The organism is Nocardia sp. NPDC005998, from assembly GCF_040614395.1.
GTDB lineage: Bacteria > Actinomycetota > Actinomycetes > Mycobacteriales > Mycobacteriaceae > Nocardia.
Genome location: NZ_JBEXUI010000022.1, coordinates 86,290 through 101,552, shown reverse-complemented (window position 1 = coordinate 101,552; position 15,263 = coordinate 86,290). Strand labels below are relative to the sequence as shown.

The following is a 15,263-nucleotide window of genomic DNA, read 5'->3' as shown; positions in this document are numbered from 1 at the left end:
GACGCAAGACCCGGGTCCCACGCCGCCACATCGGTCGTCACAATCCAGTCGATACCGCCACTATCGTGCCAGTGCACGGCACAGACGCTCGTCGAGGTCGCTGAGCCCCCAACTCGCACGATCCTCGAGCCTGGCGTACCCATGGGTGATCGCACCAGCGGCAACGTTGACAAGCGTCTGGCCACGTTGCACATAGCATTCCATGCCGACGGTGAACGTCAGGTTCTTGAACACATCGTCGACGACCAGCACCACATGCAGGTCTTCCTCCATATAGGCCTCGTCGAGCATGGTGATCCGTGATCGAGGCACCACCGGAATGAGCTGCTGGTCATCGAGCAGCATGCGGATGGAGACACCACGGTCGGCGAGGAACCGATCCACGGCGTCCTCCATGATCCGCAAATATCCGGACATCTGCAGCCGCTCGGTGAAGTGGCAGTAGAAATAGGGGATTCGGAAGGTCCACGCAAACCCATTGCGCCCCTGGGTCAGTCCTGCCACATCCGTGGGAAGACCGCTTGCCGGGGGGCTGCCGAATCCCGATGCCGGCGCCGAGCGCCGAATCTCGGGAACGACCGCGCTCGCGAGTTCCGGCGCCGCTGCGGCGCGTGGGCTCGCCCATCGGGAATCTTCGCGTAGGACAACCGATACCCGCGAGCGCGCCAGTTTGATCTCGTCGCCGTCGCGGTCGCCGACTATGACGACTTCGTAAGTAAGCTCACCGTCGTTCGCCGCGCGCGACCGGACGATCAGTCGGACGGCCTCGTCCAGGTTGAAGACATGAATGATTCGGGTATCGATATCGACTATCTCCCAGCACAATCCGTGGTCGGCGTACAGACTCCGCACATCATTTCCGAGACGGCGAAAATGGGCGATCAGCGCCTCTTCAACCAGGTAGTTCACATGCTTGAACCCGATCCACGGGCCGATGTTTGCACCCTCATATCGCGGACGCAACTCGACCTGCGTGCCCGGCTCCACCGACGATGTCATGGTCACTCTCCAAAGGTAGTAGGGGAATTCGAGGTGATCAGGCAGGCGGTCAGCGGCGTGCCGTCACCACCGGTAGTGAGAAGTGAGCGGCCGTGACCGGTGGCGGCGAGCACGGCTTGAACGATCCCGAGCGCGCCCGAGGCCGCGCCGATCCGCTCCGCGAGATCGACCACTTCCTCGGCGTGCACCACTGGTACGAGTTCGGCCGGCGTGCCGAAGTCCGGTGTGTACCAACGGTTCACCGGCGTTGCGGCGACCGAAGCGGATACCTCCGGGCCGCGCACACACTTCCCGACAACCGCATGCGGTGGTGATGTCGCGAGGTCGGCCCGTTCGACAACGATGCAGCCCGCGCCGTGAAACAGTCCGGAAGGTATTCGGGCGGTGGCAAATCGACGGACGGCCGCATTGTCCACCTCGACTCCAACGACAACTACTCGTGCCGCGCGCCCCGATCCGAGCAGCACGGTAGCCCAGTCCACCGCATCAAGGCCGGAGTTCGCACCGCTGCACAGCATGAGGTTAGGGCCGAAAAGCCCGAAACGGATAGCAATCGAGGAGGCGATAACATTGCTGGACGCGTTCGGAAGGTCCATCGGCCCCCGCTCACCGGAGTCAACGCCATCACCGACGATCCGGCAAACGGTGTCGAGATTTCCGTAGTTGGAACTGACGATCACGGCGGTGACGGCGTCGGAACAATCGTCGATACCCGCATCCCGGAATGCGGTATACACACCCGCCAGGCCGAGCCGTGTCGCCTCGTCCTTGTATCGCAATCCGCGTTTACCGAGAACCTCCACCGGGTCGTGCGCGGGGAAGCCCGCCGCGACCACGGCGGCGCCGACGATCACCGGCGCATCCGGCGCCGGCCGCATCATGCGACACGCTCCACGATCGCGACGGCGTTGACGCCACCGAAACCGAAGGAGTTCACCTGGGCCACTCGTAGATCGGCGGACTCGATCGGCGCTGTCGCCAAGCGAAGTGGTTTCGCCTCGTCGATGAGGATCGCGAGATCAGGAATCGCCGGAACCGACCCGGTGTGCAGGGATTCGATCGCCGCGACCAAGCTGAGCAACCCGGAACTGCCAGAGGTGTGTCCGGTCATCGCCTTGATCGCGGTAACCACCGGCTGTGTGGCACCGAAAACTTCGGTCAAGGCCGTGGCCTCGGCAGCATCGTTCAGTGCGGTGCCGGTGCCGTGGGCAAGGACGAGATCCACGTCGGCGGGTCGCACCCCCGCGCGACGGTGGGCATCATGCATGGCTGCCACGATGCCCCCCGGATCGGGTGCGGTGACATGGCCGGCGTCGCAGCTGATTCCCACGCCGCGCAGCACCGCCCGGGCCGCCCCGCCGCGACCCAGCACAATGGCGGCCGCCCCGTCGCCCATGAGCACGCCTTTGTGCCGGGCATCGAACGGACGCAACTCCTCCATTGGGGGCTGCACCAGATCGAGCGCGGCGAACATACTCACCGCGATCGTATCGACGCCGGCGACGACGACGGTGTCGGCTCGGTCGAGTGCCAACAGATCCTCGGCCATCCCCAACGCATGCAGCGAGGCCGCGCACGCATTCGACACGGTGTGCACTTCGGCACACCCGAACCGATCGCGCAGCGCAGGCCCGAAATCCAGATCCGGCGATCCGCCGGCCGGACCAGCCTGCCATGCCAGCTCGACCGAGCGGAACTCGCGCAGTCCGGTTCCGATGATGACCGGAATGCCGGTCAGGTCGTCGAGCCGAGCCTGGGCCATCGCCTCGGCAACGGATTGGACCAGCAACCGCGTGGCGTAAGCAGTTGTGTCGGGTCCGGAATTGTCCCTCGGATATCCGTGGTGCGTGCGGTAATCGTGGGTTGCGAAGCGCTGGATTTCGGCCACACCGGACCTGCCTGCGCACAGTGCTGCGAAGAACTCCGTCAGTGTTTCGCCGATCACCGCGACAGCTCCGGCTCCGGTGATCACCCAGCTGGTGTCGATCTGTGTATTCATCAACTCTCACAAAGCGTTCGACATCACGACCGCATGGTCATGATCGGACAAGGGTCAGTTTCGGCAGTCCCGGAGCATCGCGACGCAAGCTGCCGCGCGACACCCCGAGCGGGTCCCATTCGGGTGATCGCGACGCTGAACGCGCCGGGTCGGCCAGTACCGCTCCGCCATACGCTTCGCGCAGCAGATCGCGGCCGAGAATCTCTCCTGCGCAACGGATTCCGCTCACCGCTGCGCCGGCAATGCCGCTACCGTAACGGGTGCTCTGCCCGACAACGTGTAGGCCCGCCACGGCGGTGGCCGTTTCCGGTCGACTCGCCATCCCACCCCAATCGGCTAAACCATAGGGGGTCCCCCCGCTGGAGCGGGTATAGCGCTGATGGCTCAGTGGGGTCGCCGTCTCCAGGTGCACGATGTCGCCGGAGATCGGTCCCATCACCTTCTCGGCGGCGATCAGCAACTCGGAGGTCAGGTGCTGTTTCCATGACCGGTATCGCGGATCGCGGCGGTAGCGAATGTCGCTGCCCCACCTCAACATCGGCGCTGGGCACGGCCCCATGACCTGGACGCTGGCATGTCCGGGCGGGCATGCCCACGGCCGCTGCGCCGGACGAGCGGAGGCGCAGGATATGAAGGTAAACGGCGCTCCGCCGGTCCTGTCATCGAATCGCCGGTAGGCCTCGTCGATGTCCTCGTGGTCGAAGCACCACAGATTGGCACCGTCCAGCCCTTGCGGCTCATTGGCCAGCCCGAGATACAGGATGGCCCACGCATTGCGCATTCGCGCTGTTCGTGTTCGTCGCACCACCTGTTCGGAGAAGCCCGTGGTGTCGCTGCAGAGATCGAGCACCGTCCGGCGGAAGTCGGCATTGGAGATCACCAGGGCCGCATACACGCGCTCGTCGTCTTCGAAACTCACCCCGGATACGACGCCACCGTCGGTGTGGATGGCACGCACCCCGGTTCGCGTACGTACCTGCCCGCCGTGCGCTTCGATCATCTCGACCAGCGCCGCGACCAGGGTCTGGCCGCCACCGTCCACGTAGTAGGCCCCACGCAGGTAGTGATCCATCACGCTGGCGTGCGTGGCGACCGTGACCTGCGCCGCAGCGGCGCCATAGTTGCCGGATTGCGCCGACAGCACGGTTCGTGCCAACGGTGAGAGCCGATATTCGTCGAACAATCGGGCCAGCGGCCGACGGCTCCACGCCAGTGCGCCTGGGTAACGCCTTGCCAGGCCCGCCACATCTTCCGGTGCAATCAGGGTGGCTCGCATGATCGCACCGATCGCCTCGAAAACATCTGTGCAGGCCGCGATCGCGGCGCCCTCCTCGGGCAACGCGGCGCGCAGCCGGTGCCGGTAGGCGGCCCAACCCACCGGCACATCGATGATCCGACTGGGCAACACGATGCGATCGAATCCTTCAAAGTTCATGGGCCGCAGGCGGACCCGATCGCTCACACCCAAGCCGTGCAGGATCGCCGGCACGATCCCATCCGGTCCGCAATCACCGAGGTAATGCACGCCGACATCGAATTCGTAGGCGCGGCGACGACGGAACACATGGGCGTTGCCGCCCGCGACATCGTGCTGCTCTACGACCAGGACCCGACGGCCAGCGGCCGCTAGATACCCAGCACAGACCAGCCCCCCGATCCCCGCACCGACAACGATCGCGTCCCAGACCGCCGGTTCAGCCGCAGCCACCGGCATGACCCATATCGCCACCGACCGGCAACGGGACGGTGAAGTCGGCCGACTCGGCGGGCTGTGCCCCCATCGAGGACGCAAAGGCGTCCAACCGTTCCACACCCCAGAATTTGTTGACCCCCCGCACGAAGAACGGCACACCGAAGACGCCGTCCTGGTAGGCCGCCAGTAGAGATTCCACCGCGGCAGCGCGCACCTGCGGAGTCGACACCGACGCCACCATCTGGGCACCGTCGAGTCCCAGGTCGCAGGCGACCGCCTCGACTGTCTCGGGGTCGCAGATGTCGCGCCCCTCGCACCACCGGGCGCGGGTCAACGCCACCGCGAGTTCGGGCATGCGGCCCTCTCGCTCAACGGCCAGACATGCCAGGTGCGGAACCTCCCACCACGGGTTGCGATCGACTGGCCAGATCAAGGACAGTCCGCGGGCGGTCGCCGCGCGCCGCACGTCCTGCAGGATGTACAGATGCTTCTCCCGTGACATCGACGCGTAGCAGAAGCCGCCGCCGGCCTGTTGCAGGGCGGCCAGCATGGTGCGGTCAGGATCCCAGAACGGCACCCATGTCAACGATTGCGCGAGATCGCGATGCCGCGACATCAACTCTTCCAACGCTAGCCACGAATAGGGGCTGCGCAATGAGAAGTAGAACTTCGGTTCGGCCTTCACAGCGACATTCCCCCATCCACCTGAAAGACACCCGCGGTGACGTAGGCCGCGCGCGGTGAGCACAGAAAACTCACCATGTCGGCCACTTCCTCGGCAGTTCCCCACCGTCCCAATGGAATTCGACCCAGCGCCGACTCACGCAGTTCGGGGTCGAGCACTGAGGTCATATCGGTATCGATGAAGCCGGGCGCGACGACGTTGGCGCGCACTCCAAAACGCGCCACTTCCTTCGCCATGGCCTTGGTCATCCCGATGATGCCCGCCTTGGCGGCGGAATAGTTGGCTTGCCCGACGTTTCCGTGAATCCCGGAGATGGAGGAAATGGTGACAATACTGCCCGCGCGCCGCTTCAGCATCGGGAAGATGACCGCACGGCATACCGAGAAGGCACCTGAAAGATTGACATCTATCACTGTGTGCCAATCGGCTTCCGACATCCGCATCATGGGGCTGTCACGTACGATCCCGGCCGAGGTCACCAGCGTGTCGATTGGTCCCAGCTCCCGTTCGGTGGTGTCGACCCATGCCCGCACCGCATCCGCATCCGCCGCGTCGAGCTGGGTGGCTACCGCCCGCGCACCAGCCGCCTCGGCCTCGCCGACACAGGATTCGGCCGCGTCGGACCGGGACCAGTAGCAAAATGCCACGTCGTATCCGTCCGCTGCCAGACGAGTAACCACCGCGCGGCCGATACCGCGGGAACCTCCGGTCACCAAGGCGACGGGCCGAACTTCGGCATTGCTCATCGGGTTACTGCTCATCGAGTCTCCCCTCGTGGCTCACATCGGCGGATCAATACGCATCCGACCGCGCCGTCCAGATCGACCGATGTGAGCAAGGAATACGGTTGGTCAGCCGAGTAATCGGCACTGAGAAGCGTCGCCAGCTGAAACCCTCCGGTCGCCGCCCCGCAATCACCGACCAGATCGGCGATCGAACGAATCTCCGTGCGAGGCAGCACGTCCCGCACCGCCGCGGATTCACCGGCGGAGAACCCCTCCCACGGATCGGTTCCGGGGGCACCGGCGACCACCGTGAGCGACACCTCGTCGGCCCCCACGCCGGAGACATCCAGCGCTGAACGCAACAGCCGCGCCAGCACATCGCGCACCGGGGCGCCGGCCCCCCACACTCCCTGTTCCGCCCGGACCAGATCTGCAAGCACGTTGCGACCGGCAGCGAGTGCGGACTGTCGCGGCTCCAGAACGAACACCGCGCAGCCCTCCCCAAGAGGACGATCCAGCCGCTCCGCGGCCAGATACTCCACCCACGCGCGATGCGGTGAGAATTCCTCGGCCATCCCGCACAACACCATGCGGGCTCGATCGCGGTGGTAGAGCCGCGCGGCGTACTGCAGCACCGACACCCCAGCCGCGCGTCCCCCTGCGATAGTCGCGTTGGGTCCACGCAACCCGTGCCAGATCGCGCACTGCCCAGCCGCGCGATTCATCACCGCATTGGGGAATCGAGCGGGATCGACCTGGAACGGTTTGTCCTGGACGTAAGAATCCTTGACGAACTCCATCATGCTGCGCAGGCTGCCGGTCGTAGTGCCCAGGACCAATGCCGTCTCCGCACCGTGGCCCACTCCTGGCAGTTCATCGAGTACCTGTCGGACTCCCTCGACGGCGAGGCCGGTAACCCGGTCCATCGTCCGAGTGCCTTTGGCGCCCAGCGTTTCTCGCACATCGAAATCGCTGACCAGCCCGACCCGCGTAATCGGGAGACGGTCCTGGCCGGAGTCGACAGCGCGTAATGCCGAAATTCCCGATCGGATTCCGCTCTGGAATTCCTGTACGCGCACTCCGAATGGAGACAACACCGACCAGCCGGAGAACACCAATGTCATCGGGTTCTCGCTTCCTTTCTCCGTGGGCGCCGACCATGTTCGCCTGCGGACATGATCACTCCCCGTAACGGCCGAGGATCAGCACGGCATTATTACCGCCGAACGCCAGACCATTGTTCTGCACCACCCGCAGATCGGCCGGGCGAGCGCGGTTGGGAACTACATCGAGTGCACAATCGGGATCCGTGTGGCGGTGATTCACAGTCGGCGGAATGAACCCGTTAGTAATAGCCAGAGAGCACGCGATCGCAGCCAGCGCACTGGCAGCGCCCATAGCGTGACCGATCATCGATTTTATCGATGTAGTCGGTGGCGGGCACTCGCCGAATACGTGGCGGATTGCGCCCGCTTCGGTTACATCGTTCGCTCTGGTGCCCGTGCCGTGAGCGGAAATGAAATCAATATCCTGGGGCCTGATACCGGCATCCTCGTGCGCCAACATCATACAGCGACCGAAGCTGTCGAGATCCGGTGCCACGGGGTGCTTGCCGTCGCAGTTGAGACCGTATCCGAGAATCTCCGCATAAATTCGCGCCCCGCGTTCGAGTGCCGAATCCAAAGACTCCAGAAAAAGCATGCCGCCACCCTCACCGGTCAGAATTCCGTCTCGATCGGCATCGAACGGCCGACATCGCTCGGCCGCGATTGTGCCGACCCGATAGAAGCCGGAGAAGGTTTTCCGGCACACCGCGTCCGCCCCACCCACCAGTGCGAATTCAACATCCCCGCTGCGAACAGCATCTGCGCCATATCCGATGGCGTAATTGCCAGCCGCGCACGCAGTGGGGATGCTGACGGCCTCCACGTCGGTCAACGTCAGCTCGCGGGCCACGCTGGTCGACAGGCGGCTGACCGGGATTCGGCGGGCAAGCTCGGGTTCCATGCCGTCCGGACCATCGTCGAGCCAGCTCTGCATCATCCGATCGAGATCACGCGATTCGCCGTCAGTTGTGCCGACGGCGACCAGTCCGCGACGATTGCGCAATCGACACTCGCCGACACCGGCGTCTGCTAAAGCCATTCGGGCCGCGGCGACCGCGAATTGCGTCGCCCGCCCAAGTTCTTCGGCCCGATGCGCACCCAGCCATTGTTCCGGAGCGAAATCTGAAACCTCACACCCGATTGTTTTCGGATATCCTGTGGTATCGAACGCCGCGATCGGGGCGGCGCCATGACGACCAGCGCGCAATGCATCGAGAAATTCATCGGCACCGATACCCACACTCGTAACAGCACCGAGGCCGGTAATTACAACACTGCGCCCCGAAAGATTGCCGGTTGCACTCATGGCGCTCCCGTCCTCAGGCCGCCCTCGCCTCCTCGACAACGGCATACACACCCTCGAGGTTGACCAGACGCTCGAGTTCGGACTGATCGATCGTAATCTTGAAGGTGCGTTCCAGCTGCGCGAGGATTTCGATGGCCAGCAACGAATCAGCGCCATGGTCGTCTTTGAACAGGCTACTGTCGGTGACTTCTTCCGGCTCGAGTTCGAGGATCGTGCAGACGGTTTCTTTGATCTGATCTTTTTCGCCAGCAGCCAGAACGGGCATCGACTGTTTCCTTTCTGAATGAACCGATCGAAGAGTTCGAAATCGGTTGAATTCAACTTAGCGTCGAATGCGACACCGGATACCTGCGTGGCATCTAGCTGCCAGCGGCGAACTATCCGGGACATCGCATCCGCATCTTTGTGCATCACAATCGATCAGACGATCCGGCGCCCAGAGACAGCGCGGGATGGGAGGTGAAGATGTTGCACACCACATGCACTCGCCGAGCCCGGTGGGCCGCAGAAAGGTGATGTTCACATGATGACTGATCGTTTGCGCGGCGAGATCGCCGATCACCTGCAGCATTATGTCTACGCTCTCGTCGATCCACGCGACAGCATCCCGTCCTGCGTCGGTCAAGGCACAAGAGACCGGGTTTTGCAGTACGAATTGGATGCCGCGCACTGGGGCAAGAAAGGGACCTCAGAGCGGCGCCACCAAAAGTTCGCTCGCATCAGGGAAATCGAACGTGCTGGCCGCGAACTCGACGCCCGGATCTTGCGGCGGGGTCTGACCGCCACCGAGTACAGCCGGTCGAAGGTACATCATCGACCTGCTGAGAACACTCTCCATCGCGCCCTTGCGCGACGCGCTGCCGAAACCTCTTGGGCGCGTGGGAAGTTCTACCAGTTCGGCGCGGCGTGCCGGCGCCGAGTTCATGGCGAGTGCGCGATGGGCATCGTCATGGTCGGCCGCCACGGCAATTCGCCGCTCTGCTGGACGCCTACGAGACCCCGAACCCGACGGTGGCCGACGCCGGAGCCGCCTTCGGCGCACCGTCGGCCGCTGCGGTACTTGTGTGCCGACCCGCGGCCAGCCGCGCGAGCGCGGCCTCGGTGAAGACCGACAACCCGAGGTCGGGGTTGTATCCGTGAATTTCCTTGACGTCGAGTTCGGCCAGGAAATACAGGATCTCCCGCGAGAGCACCTGGCCGGGGACCAGCACTGGGAAGCCGGGCGGGTAAGGGACGACGAAGGTGGTGGATACCAGGGTCTTCCCCTTGGCGAGCCGCCGCCCGGCGTCGCCGAGCAGGACATGTTCGCGGTCGGACTCCTCGTACCCGGCGTAGAAGGCCGATCGCATATCGCCGAACGAGCTGGCGCCGTCGGGACGAAATGTGCTGTCGAACTCACTGAAGTCGGGCAGTGCCGGCAGATACTTGGTGATCTCGTCGACCCGACGCTGTTGCAGGGCGTGATCGGCCTTACCGGCCGCGCTCTGGCTGCGCTCGAAGTCGGTAGCCACTCGGCGCAGCACGTCGAGCAGGTAGTGCACGCTCGACCAGGTGACGCCGATCGTGAAGATCAGTAGCACACTGTTGATCGAGGTCTTGTTGATCTGGATGCCGAACCGGTCCATCAGGATCTTCTCGCGGAACTCGTACCCGTTCATGCCGGTCTTGCCGATGAACAGGGTGACCCGGGTCGGGTCGAGCACGAACTGATCCGAGCGCCACGCCTCGTTCCACTCTGCCAAGCCGCCCTGCCTGACCTGTCGGTACGAGCTGACTTCAGAGGCCCGGAACTCGTCGGGCACCAGGTCGGCCTCATCGAGGATGCGGAACCACTTGCCGATCAGCCGGTCTTTGCGGACGCGGTGACGGAAGACCAGCGCCATATCGTAGACGTTCCGGACCAGCTGGAAGCCCTCGATGTCGACCTGCCGACGCGCCAGATCCAATGACGCCAGGAGTTGCTGGTTCGGCGAGGTCGAGGTGTGGGTCAAAAACGCCTCATCGAACGCCTCTCGGACCAGAGCTCGGAAATCTTGGTCGCGGACGTGGATCATCGACGCCTGCCGAAGCGCCGACAGCGACTTGTGGGTGGAATGGGTCGCGTATACGCGCACCCGCGCGCGCCCAGGGTCGGGAAGCAGCCGATGGTTGCTCCATTCGGCGCGGTCGACGCCCTGCATCGACGCACGCCACGTCCGGTATTCCTCGGCGTACCCGGGCGAGGACAATGTCGATTCGAGTTGCTCGGCGGCAACCATCGCGGTCCGCTGCCGTGCCCACGGCACGGCGGTCGCGAATGCGTACCACGCCTCGTCCCACAGGAAGCAGATGTCCGGCTTGATCGCCAGGACCTCCTCCATCACGCGCCGGGGGTTGTAGACGACGCCGTCGAAAGTGCAGTTGGTGAGCAGCAGCATGCGCACCCGGTCCAATTGTCCGGCCGCCTCGAGGTCCAGCAGCGCCTTCTTGATCGTGTGCAGGGATACCGCTCCGTAGATCGCGAACGGCTCGAGCGGGTAGGCGTCCAGGTACATCGGGTACGCCCCGGCGAGCACCAGGCCGTAGTGGTGCGACTTGTGGCAATTGCGGTCGATCAGCACGATGTCGCCCGGCCGGGTCAGGGCTTGCACGACGATCTTGTTCGCGGTGGATGTTCCGTTGGTGACGAAGTACGTCTGATTGGCACACCATGTCTTCGCGGCCTTGTCCATTGCCGTCCTGATCGTGCCGTGTGGGTCCAGTAGTGAGTCCAGCCCGCCGGAGGTGGACGACGTCTCGGCCATGAAGATGTTGCGGCCATAGAACTCGCCCATGTCCTGCAGCGACTTGGAGTTGAAGATGCTGGCGCCACGCGCGACGGGAAGGGCGTGGAATTGGCCGACCGGCGCGGCCGCATAGGCCCGCAGGGCGTCGAAAAACGGTGTGGCGAACCGGGTCCGGATGCCGGCGAGCACCGTGCTGTACAGGTCGGTGACATCGTTGAGGCGATAGAACGTGCGGTCGTAGACGTCCGGCTCTGCTTCGGTCTCCGCGGCGATCGACTCGTCGGTGAGCAGATACAGGTCGATATGCGGCCGCAGCTGCCTGATCCACTCGCCGCATTCGACCCAGTTCTGGGTGCGGTCGGTCACCACCACGTCGTCGTTGGCGCCGAGCAGTGTGGTCATCAACGGCACCCGGTCGGGTGAACGAAGTGGCAGGTCATGCCGGATGATCGCCGCCTGAATCTCGCCGTTCAACGCGACCGCGGTGATGGCGTCCTCGATGCTCGACACGACGAGCAGTTCGAACCGCACATCGTCGGACGGGTCGCGCAGCGCCCGCAGGCTCTCCGCCAGGCTCTCGGGAGCCTCGGGCGGGGAATCGTCACCGAGCAGGACGGTGAAGAACTTTTGCTGTTTTGCCCGCGCCACGAGTTCCTGATCGGCCAACGGCACGGAGGTGTCGAATACCGCCGCACCGTCGCCGTACTCGGAGAGCAGGCGCACGGCCAGCGACACCTCCTCGGTGAGCCGCGCCGTTGCAAGATCGGCGACATATCCGCGAAATGCGGCCAGTCTCGCCGCGCCCGGGTACAGCCAGTACCGCTCGTAGGCGCCGAGACGATCGAGGAGGCGCCGCACCCGGGCGGCTTCGTGGGTGGTGTCCAGCCCGGCCCGGTTGACATCGGCGAGCCGACGGCACGCGTCATCGAGCAGATTCCACGTGTCGATTCGCGAGTACGACGGGTTCGCTACCGCCGCCAGCGCGGAAACACTAAGCCCTTTCGGGTGCTGTCCGTCTCGGTGCATGTCGTCAGTTTCGCCACTCGCTCGGTGGGCGAAGTGATCTGTCGAAGATGACAGATCACCCTGGAACACTCATCCCGCAATATTGTCCCTCGCCGTCGAGCAAATTCCTAGCTGTCCGGCAGTCGTGGCGGCGGCCCCGCCGATGAGACCGACATCGGCCCCGAGTTCGGCCACCGCTGCGCCCTCAGCGAGGGCCGCCTCGATGCCTCCACCGGGCCACGACTCCATGTGTGCGACCGGGACGCCGACTTCACGCAATGGGTTTCAAATGCACTGGGAGGCACAGCGGTCCGGACGTCATGAACTGGGGCGGGTACGGGAGCTGTTCGGGATCGCAGGCCAGGCTCAACTCGGGGAACCGGCTGAAGAGTGTGGCCAATGCGATACGGATCTCCAGCCGGGCCAGGGGCGCGCCGAGACAGACATGCGGCCCGCGGCCGAAGGCCAGCTGATCGCGGTGGTCGTGGTCGATATCGAAGGTGTCGGCATCGGGATAGTGCTCCGGATCCCGGCCGACTCCGCCGTACCACGTGATGAGCGCACCCGCGGGAATATCGACTCCGGCGATCGTGACATCCTGCAGCGGATAGCGGAGATTGACGGTGAACACCGACGAGCGGTAGCGCAGGACCTCCTCCACGACATCGCTCCACCGGTCCTCGGCCTGGGCCTTGGTGAGCTGATCGGGGTGGGTGCACAGCGTGATGATCGCGTTGCCGAGCAGGTGCACGGTTGTCTCGTGCCCGGCCGCGATCGCCAACCACAGCATGCTCACCATCTCGTCGGTTGTCAGGCCACTCCCGTCGGGCTCGAGCAGCGCCGTGGTGAGATCGTCGCCGGGCGCGCGCCGTTTGCGCTCGATCAACTCCGCGAGATACACGGTCATCGCCTGCATCGCTGTCTGCATCTGGTCGGCGGTGCTGGTATGCGATACGAGCGTGGTGGTCCAGTCCCGGATCAGTTCTTGTTCGTCTTCGGGAACCCCGAACAGCTCGCAGATCACCCGCACCGGGAGCGGGGTATTGAACGCGGAGACGAGATCGACCGGGCCGTTGTCGAGGGGGAATGCATCGATGAGTTCGTTGGTGATTCGCTGGATACGAGGTTCGAGCGCAGCCACTCTGGCGGGTGTGAATGCCTTGCTGATCGTCTTGCGCAGCCGTCGGTGATCCTCGCCGTCCTTGTTGAGCATGTGGTCCATGTCGGTGAGGGTGCGCATCGGCCAATCGGCCGGGATGGTGCCGTCATGCAGTGCCGGGCAGTTCTTGGCATTCTTGCTGAAGAGCGTTCCGTCACCGGCGAGCAGCTCACTGGCGGCGCGATGACTGACCGCCGCCCAGACCGCAACGCCGCCAGGAAATTCGATGGGAACGATCGGACCGCGCTCGCGGATGCGTTCATAGGTCTGTAAGACCGTCTCGCCAGGGGTGGGCAGCTGGATGGCAGATTCCGTCATGTCGGCTCCAATGGTGTGATCGACAGGTGGCACGACAGATCGTGTGAGTGCGTGCCGGGTCAGTGTCGATCGCGAACGGATGGCTGGCCCGGCGAATCGGTATCTTGTGCCCGGTAAACGAATTCCGAGGCGCAAGAACATAACTCGGGGTCGGATCGTCGAATTGGTCGAGGCATGCATCGGCGAGGCGGCGGATCGGCACCGCCTCGCCGATGACGGGGTCGGATGGCTATGCCGGCGTGAGTGCCTTCATCAGCGCAGCGGCAGTGGCCTGATCGATGCACGTCGGCTTACCACCGTTGGCGGAGTGGAATACACCGCCTTTGGTGTTCCCGGTGAAGTAGCACATCGGGAACCCCGGTTGGCCTTCCGTGAAGCTCAGTGGCGGAGCGAGGCCGTCGAGGGTCTCCTCGCGCAAAGCGCGCAGGCCCTTGATCGCATCCGCGCTCGTCGAAGACGGGGAGAGGTTGGCTGCTTTGGCCGCCGCCAGGAACAACTGCCCGCCTGCCCACGGCCACAGCAGCGGCGCGCTGAAGTCCCCACTCCCCCGCAGGCCCGGAATGTATTTGTCGAGGGCGTCGCCGAAGTCCTTGATGGCCGGAATCGAGTCATCGGTGTACAGCGCGTTCGAGCCCGCGAAGATACTGCCCTCGAAGTTCGGGTCCGTGGCCCACGCTCGCTGCAGACTCACGCCGGTCGGAGCCTGAATCGGTTTGTAGCCTTGCTGCGCACACGATGCCGCGATGCGCGAAATCGCCTCGACAGACACGCCGGGGAATACGGCGTCGACCCCCTTGTCCTTGAATGCCAGACAGGGAGCGATGTAGTTCGGCGCGGCAATCGCGACTTTCTCCGCCGAGAATCCCAGACCGGCCTGTTCGGCCATCGGTTTCAGCATCTGTGGAAGCTGCTCGCAGACCGGGATTTCGGCACAGTAGTAGACGCCGAGGGTCTTCGCGCCCGCCTGCTTGGCCTGGGCCACCTCACCCAGCATCAGCACCGGCAACGTAGTTCCGGAGGCGAAAAAGTTCGGATCGGTAATGAACGGGGCATCGACCGGCTGTCCGCCGATGACCGGGATGCCCTTGCTGTCAACGTAGTTCTGCCAACTCGAACTGACCAGGCTGGTCTGGCCGACGATTGCGACCACCTTGTCCTGTTCGACCAGCTTCTTCGCGACGGCCAGCGCTGTTGTCGGATTCTGCTCGTCGTCGTATGAGACGAGCTTGACCGGGTGCCCATTGATTCCGCCGCGATCGTTGACCCACGACGCCCAGGCCTGCAGCACATCGCTGGCATGTCCTACCGACGCGGCGGCCGGGCCGGTGCAGCTGCAGATCGACCCGATGAGGATCGGGTCGCCCTTCAGCCCACCGTCGGAAACCCGCGCCGGGCCAACGGATTCGGGCCCACCGCTGGTCGAGTCGGCGGAACACGACGTGAGCGCGAGCGCCGCCGCCAGCACCGGCGCGGCCCACCACAGAAACCTTGTCTTCTTCATTA

13 protein-coding genes are annotated in these 15,263 nt (G+C 64.4%); all 13 read right to left on the bottom strand.

What is annotated here, in order from left to right; all coding sequences use genetic code 11:
• Positions 1-60: 60 nt before the first annotated feature.
• On the bottom strand, positions 61-999 hold the full coding sequence (locus ABZ293_RS26330) for a thioesterase family protein (RefSeq protein WP_355184913.1): 939 nt from the start codon (positions 997-999) through the stop codon (positions 61-63).
• Positions 1,000-1,001: 2 nt separating this feature from the next.
• Positions 1,002-1,880, bottom strand: coding sequence for a beta-ketoacyl synthase N-terminal-like domain-containing protein (locus ABZ293_RS26325; RefSeq protein WP_355184808.1), 879 nt, complete (start codon positions 1,878-1,880; stop codon positions 1,002-1,004).
• Positions 1,877-2,998, bottom strand: coding sequence for a beta-ketoacyl synthase N-terminal-like domain-containing protein (locus ABZ293_RS26320; protein ID WP_355184806.1), 1,122 nt, complete (start codon positions 2,996-2,998; stop codon positions 1,877-1,879). The genes ABZ293_RS26325 and ABZ293_RS26320 overlap by 4 nt, the downstream gene beginning before the upstream one ends.
• A gap of 37 nt (positions 2,999-3,035) precedes the next feature.
• Positions 3,036-4,706 carry an NAD(P)/FAD-dependent oxidoreductase gene (locus ABZ293_RS26315; protein ID WP_355184804.1) on the bottom strand — a complete coding sequence of 557 codons (1,671 nt, stop codon included), beginning with the start codon at positions 4,704-4,706 and terminating at the stop codon, positions 3,036-3,038.
• Entirely contained in the window at positions 4,693-5,376 is a 684-nt protein-coding gene (locus ABZ293_RS26310) for a DsbA family protein (RefSeq protein ID WP_355184802.1), read from the bottom strand. The genes ABZ293_RS26315 and ABZ293_RS26310 overlap by 14 nt, the downstream gene beginning before the upstream one ends.
• The gene (fabG, locus tag ABZ293_RS26305; protein ID WP_355184800.1) at positions 5,373-6,137 is read right to left on the bottom strand and encodes a 3-oxoacyl-[acyl-carrier-protein] reductase; all 765 of its coding nucleotides are present in this window, start codon (positions 6,135-6,137) and stop codon (positions 5,373-5,375) included. The genes ABZ293_RS26310 and fabG overlap by 4 nt, the downstream gene beginning before the upstream one ends.
• Positions 6,134-7,225: a beta-ketoacyl synthase N-terminal-like domain-containing protein gene (locus ABZ293_RS26300; RefSeq protein WP_355184798.1), complete on the bottom strand. Its 1,092-nt coding sequence runs from the start codon at positions 7,223-7,225 to the stop codon at positions 6,134-6,136. The genes fabG and ABZ293_RS26300 overlap by 4 nt, the downstream gene beginning before the upstream one ends.
• Before the next feature lie 55 nt (positions 7,226-7,280).
• Positions 7,281-8,513 (bottom strand): beta-ketoacyl-[acyl-carrier-protein] synthase family protein, encoded by a 1,233-nt coding sequence (locus ABZ293_RS26295; RefSeq protein ID WP_355184911.1) that lies wholly within the window; start codon positions 8,511-8,513, stop codon positions 7,281-7,283.
• A gap of 13 nt (positions 8,514-8,526) precedes the next feature.
• Complete coding sequence (locus tag ABZ293_RS26290; RefSeq protein ID WP_355184796.1) at positions 8,527-8,778, bottom strand: acyl carrier protein; 252 nt, start codon at positions 8,776-8,778, stop codon at positions 8,527-8,529.
• A 423-nt stretch (positions 8,779-9,201) separates the two neighbouring features.
• A complete protein-coding gene (locus ABZ293_RS26285; protein ID WP_355184794.1) occupies positions 9,202-9,477 on the bottom strand; it encodes a hypothetical protein in 276 nt (91 codons plus the stop codon).
• Positions 9,478-9,502: 25 nt separating this feature from the next.
• On the bottom strand, positions 9,503-12,304 hold the full coding sequence (locus tag ABZ293_RS26280) for an aminotransferase class I/II-fold pyridoxal phosphate-dependent enzyme (protein WP_355184792.1): 2,802 nt from the start codon (positions 12,302-12,304) through the stop codon (positions 9,503-9,505).
• Positions 12,305-12,554: 250 nt separating this feature from the next.
• Positions 12,555-13,760, bottom strand: coding sequence for a cytochrome P450 (locus ABZ293_RS26275; protein ID WP_355184790.1), 1,206 nt, complete (start codon positions 13,758-13,760; stop codon positions 12,555-12,557).
• 229 nt (positions 13,761-13,989) lie between these two features.
• Complete coding sequence (locus ABZ293_RS26270; protein ID WP_355184788.1) at positions 13,990-15,261, bottom strand: ABC transporter substrate-binding protein; 1,272 nt, start codon at positions 15,259-15,261, stop codon at positions 13,990-13,992.
• Between the last annotated feature and the right edge of the window lie 2 nt (positions 15,262-15,263).